The following is a 4,091-nucleotide window of genomic DNA, read 5'->3' on the forward strand; positions in this document are numbered from 1 at the left end:
CCCGCCACTGCCGGGCGGGCCGGGGCGCCCGCGCCGGGAGCTGCCTCGGTACCCGCGCTCGGCGGGTGCGGAACGGCCACCACATCGGATCTCCAGGTGTGTCAGGACGGTGCCGGCGGCTGTCGGCCCGCGTTGAGCTGTTCGTTGATCCGGCCGACCTCGGTGATCACCGTCTCCCGCGAGCGGTGGTCGAGGTCGGCCAGTTCGCCGAACGGCCAGTGCAGGTAGTACGCGAGGTACGTGATCTCCTCCCACAGCCGGGGGAGGCCGTACGTCAGGCTTCCCCCACCGCATCACCGGCCACGTCCACCGCGAACTCGTGCCCGCACGACGGGCAGGCGACCTCGGCCTCGGTGTGGCCGTGCTGGTTGATCCGGCGGTAGAGGTCCTGCAGGAACGCCAGGTCCGAGGAGAACAGCCCCTCCACCACGAGGGCGTCGATCACCGGCAGCCCGCCCAGCCGCACCACGGTGCGCTCCAGCAGCAACACGGTCAGGTAGGCCGGGTTCTGCCGGACCCTGGGGTCGACCTGCGTCGTGATCTCGTCGCGGGCCGTGGACAGGCGCATCGCGCCCTCCCGGTGGAGCACACCGCGTTCGTCGACGAAACCGCGAGGCAGCTGGAAGGGGAATTCCGTGCGCAGGCCGCTGACGCCGGCACCGGAGGCCGGCATCGTCGCGAAGGACAGGTCCGGGGGAAACATCTCCGTGGCACCCTTTCTGGTCACGGCGGGGTGCTCACGCCGTCGCGGGCGGCGATACGGCGATGCTCTCGCAGGTCACCTTGCACTCGATGGTCGCGACCGCCGAGTCCCCGGCTTTCATCCCGCTCACCTGGAGTTCGGAGCACCAGGCGTTGTGCAGCGAGTAGACGATCGACTCCTTGCCGGAGGTGTCCATCACGGTGAGCGTGCCGTCGCCGCGGGCCGTGGGATCGCCCGTGCGGGCCATCGCGTGCCACGCCATCAGCTTGGCGTTGCCCGCCGCGTCCAGGCCGCGCCGCAGCGTCACGACCGGCGGCTCGGTCTTGCCGAACTGCTTGGTGTGGATGGTGTTTCCCTTATCGTCGTTGTAGATGTACTCCTGTGCGGCGACTTTCGAGCTGATACCCTGCAGTTCGGAGAACGCGATCGTGCCCAGGTTCGTGAAGCTGAGGTAGAACCGGGCCGCGGTGACGACCTGAGGTTGGGTGGTCGCGGCGGACATGGCAGCACTCCTTTCCCGGCCACTCAGGCCAGCAGGACCGAATCACATTCGATGGTCGTTCTCATCATCACGATGCTCGACGAGCCGGCGGTGGCCGCGTCGAGTTCCAGCTTGGCGCACCAGGCGTTCTCCAGGATGCAGGACGCGGTGGTCTCGCCGGCGGCGTCCATGATCACGAAGGCCGCCGGTACCTTCGCCAGCGGGCTGTTGATCCTGGCCAGGGAATGCCACGCGAAGAGCTGACCGAACCCGGGGGCGTCCAGCGCCCGTTTCAGCGTCACCGACGGCGGTTTCGCCCGGCCGAACTGTTTGGTGTGGATGTTGCCGATCCGGCCGTTGTAGGAGTATTCCTGGAAATCGACGACGGAGCTGAACCCGACCATTTCGGAGAAGCCCAGTCCGACCGCCCAGCCTTCGCACGTGATCACGAACCGCGCCGCGCTGACGTACTGCGAGGTCGCCACGCGTCACTCCTGCAGCGCGGTGCCTTCGGAGAACTGCGAGAGCCGGAAGACCACGAACTCGGCCGGTTTCACCGGCGAGATGCCGATGTCCACGGTGAGTACCCCGGCGTCGCGGTCCTCTTCGGGGTTGTTCTCGGCGTCGCACTTGACGTAGAAGGCCTCCTCCGGGGTGTTGCCGAACAGCGCGCCACTGCGCCACACCCGCCGCAGGAACATGCCGACGGTCCGGTTCACCGCGCTCCACAGGTACCGGTCGTTGGGCTCGAACACGACCCAGTTCGTGCCGTTCAGGATGGACTTCTCGACGTAGTTGAACAGCCGGCGCACGTTGACGTAGCGCCATTCCGGATCGCTGGACAGCGTGCGCGCGCCCCACACCCGGATGCCCTGTCCGGGGAAGGACCGCACGCAGTTGATGCCGACCGGGTTCAGCGCGTCGTGTTCGCGCCGGGTCAGCCCGCACGGCAGGTCGATCACGCCGCGCACCACCTCGTTGGCGGGGGCCTTGTGCACACCGCGCGTGTCGTCGTTGCGCGCCCACACCCCGGCGATGTGGCCGGACGGCGGGACGTTCAGGGGCTTGCCACCGGGGCCCATCACGGTGAACCACGGCCAGTACAGCGTCGCGTACTTCGAGTCGTAGCCGGCGTCGTTCATGCGCCAGTCCTTCAGCCGCTGCGGCCTCAGGCCGGGCAGCGGGTCGAGGATGGCCACGCGGTCGGACATCAGTTCGCAGTGCGCGATCATGGCCGTCTGCACGGCTTTCACGCCGTCCTCGTCGATCGCGCCCCGCTGGTAGGCGCTCATCAGGTCCGGCACGCACAGCATCGTGATGTCGTCGATCGCCTCCAGCCCGGCGAACCCGGTCCGGTCGCCGGCGTCGCCGACGTAGTCCGACGGCCGGACCGGGAGCGGCTCGGCGGCGTCCCCGCCACTGAGCGTGACCTGCGTTCCCCGTACCGGTACGGCGAGCGTGCCGGAGCGGGTGTCCTCGACGGTGATCAACTTGGACTGCCGCAGGGCGGTCGCCACGTGCGACGCGCCCTTGCGCACGCTGACGTTGTCGTAGACCTCCTCGACGCCGGCTCCGCGCACCACCAGCTTGAAGGTGTCGTCAGCGGGCTCGGACGCCTCCTGCACGTCGACGACCAGCGCGTTGCCCTCCGGTCCCGGCTGCTTGGCCCGCACCCGCAACGGCTTGCCCGGGCCCGTGCCCGCCAGGTCGGCCGCCGCGGCGCGCCCGGCTTGCAGCTGCTTCGGCTCCCCGTTGCCGCTGTCGTCGGTGTCGTCACCGCCGCCGCCGATGCGCACCACGTACGCCGAACCGCCGCCGTTGAGGAAGTAGCCGTACACCGCGTGGGCGAGGTACCCGTCGGGCAGGAAGCCGCCGAACGCCTGGGTGAACTGGGTCCAGTTGGTCACCAGCACGGGCTCGTCGACCGGTCCGCGCTCGGCGAAGCCGACGAAGCCCGCGATCGCCGTGCCCACCCCTTCGATGGGTTTCGATCCCGACGACACCTCCTCGGTGTACACGCCGGGTGACAAGTAGTTGGGCATGACCGCTTCTCCCATGGGTCGGCAAGCTCTCGGCTCGCCCACTCTGATCGTTCACGACCCGCGGGCGCAGAAGCGATCGGCCGGTCCATCGAGCAACCCGCGGACGCGCGGGGGAAGACCGGGACCGGCCCGTCCGCTTGGCCGGCGGGCCGCCCGGCATCTTGTCCGATCGTGCGTGCGCATCCGGTGCCGCACGCGGCACCATCGCCTGGTCCGTGCATCCGTGACGAGGAGTGGCGATGGCGCTCGACGACGTAGCGAAGCAGATCAACGACAAGGACGATTCGCGTCGGGTGCACGCGTCGCTGCACGACATGTACCTCCGCGACGGGGCGGAAAAACCGTCCCACGCCGACTTCGACGAGAAGTTCCGGCTGCAGTTGAAAGAACGCGATGTGGAGAACAGCGCGATCGACGAGCTCGCGAAGCTGGTCGCCGCTCAACTCGCGCTCAAGGAGGGCGAATTCTTCGGCAATCCCGAGGAGTTCGCCAAGGAGTTCATCAAGCGTGAAAATTGGGCGCCGCCGGCGGCCGCCACTCCCGCCGAGGCCGCTACTCCCGTGCCGGCCGTTGCGTTCACCGAGGTGGACGGGTTCCTGAAGGACGCGCACGGCCAGATGTTCCTCAAGGACGAGAAGACAAAGGTTTTCGAGCACAAGACCCACCCGGTCAAGGGCATCTACTACGACGAGCAGCAAGGGCTCTACCAGCACGGTGAGCCGTATCCGAAGTTCACTGAGGTGGACGGGTTCCTGAAGGACAAGTCGGGCCGGCTGTTCCTGAAGGACGAGAAGACGCAGGTTTTCGAGCACAAGACCCACCCGGTCAAGGGCATCTACTACGACGAGCAGCACGGGCTTTACCA

The 4,091-nt window shown here is 68.1% G+C and carries 6 protein-coding genes; 1 reads left to right on the forward strand and 5 read right to left on the reverse strand.

The genetic code is table 11. The annotated features are described in order from the left end of the window. Nucleotides 1-101 precede the first annotated feature (101 nt). The 5 genes from ACGFMK_RS48040 to ACGFMK_RS48060 are packed head-to-tail and all read right to left on the reverse strand — an operon-like array spanning nt 102 to nt 3,226. Nucleotides 102-278: a DUF6760 family protein gene (locus ACGFMK_RS48040; protein ID WP_392778512.1), complete on the reverse strand. Its 177-nt coding sequence runs from the start codon at nt 276-278 to the stop codon at nt 102-104. Next, nucleotides 275-703 carry a phage tail assembly protein gene (locus ACGFMK_RS48045; RefSeq protein ID WP_392778515.1) on the reverse strand — a complete coding sequence of 143 codons (429 nt, stop codon included), beginning with the start codon at nt 701-703 and terminating at the stop codon, nt 275-277. Before ACGFMK_RS48045 ends, ACGFMK_RS48040 begins: the two co-directional genes overlap by 4 nt. 34 nt (nt 704-737) lie before the next feature. Next, nucleotides 738-1,205: a phage tail protein gene (locus tag ACGFMK_RS48050; protein WP_392778484.1), complete on the reverse strand. Its 468-nt coding sequence runs from the start codon at nt 1,203-1,205 to the stop codon at nt 738-740. A gap of 23 nt (nt 1,206-1,228) precedes the next feature. Then, nucleotides 1,229-1,669: a phage tail protein gene (locus ACGFMK_RS48055; RefSeq protein WP_392778488.1), complete on the reverse strand. Its 441-nt coding sequence runs from the start codon at nt 1,667-1,669 to the stop codon at nt 1,229-1,231. Nucleotides 1,670-1,672: 3 nt separating this feature from the next. Next, nucleotides 1,673-3,226, reverse strand: a complete 1,554-nt coding sequence (locus ACGFMK_RS48060) for a phage tail sheath family protein (protein WP_392778490.1) — start codon at nt 3,224-3,226, stop codon at nt 1,673-1,675. 239 nt (nt 3,227-3,465) lie between these two features. Between ACGFMK_RS48060 and ACGFMK_RS48065 the strand changes: the two genes are divergently transcribed. Further along, a partial coding sequence (locus tag ACGFMK_RS48065) for a hypothetical protein (protein ID WP_392778491.1) occupies nt 3,466-4,091 on the forward strand: 626 nt, incomplete at its 3' end.

Origin of the sequence: Amycolatopsis sp. NPDC049252 (assembly GCF_043197175.1) — a bacterium.
Classification (GTDB): domain Bacteria; phylum Actinomycetota; class Actinomycetes; order Mycobacteriales; family Pseudonocardiaceae; genus Amycolatopsis.

What these genes read in the sequence shown, in the direction of transcription:
- ACGFMK_RS48050 (WP_392778484.1), bottom strand. Translation starts at nt 1,205, where the DNA reads ATGTCCGCCGCGACCACCCAACCTCAGGTCGTCACCGCGGCCCGGTTC.
- ACGFMK_RS48060 (WP_392778490.1), bottom strand. Translation starts at nt 3,226, where the DNA reads ATGCCCAACTACTTGTCACCCGGCGTGTACACCGAGGAGGTGTCGTCG.
- ACGFMK_RS48045 (WP_392778515.1), bottom strand. Translation starts at nt 703, where the DNA reads ATGTTTCCCCCGGACCTGTCCTTCGCGACGATGCCGGCCTCCGGTGCC.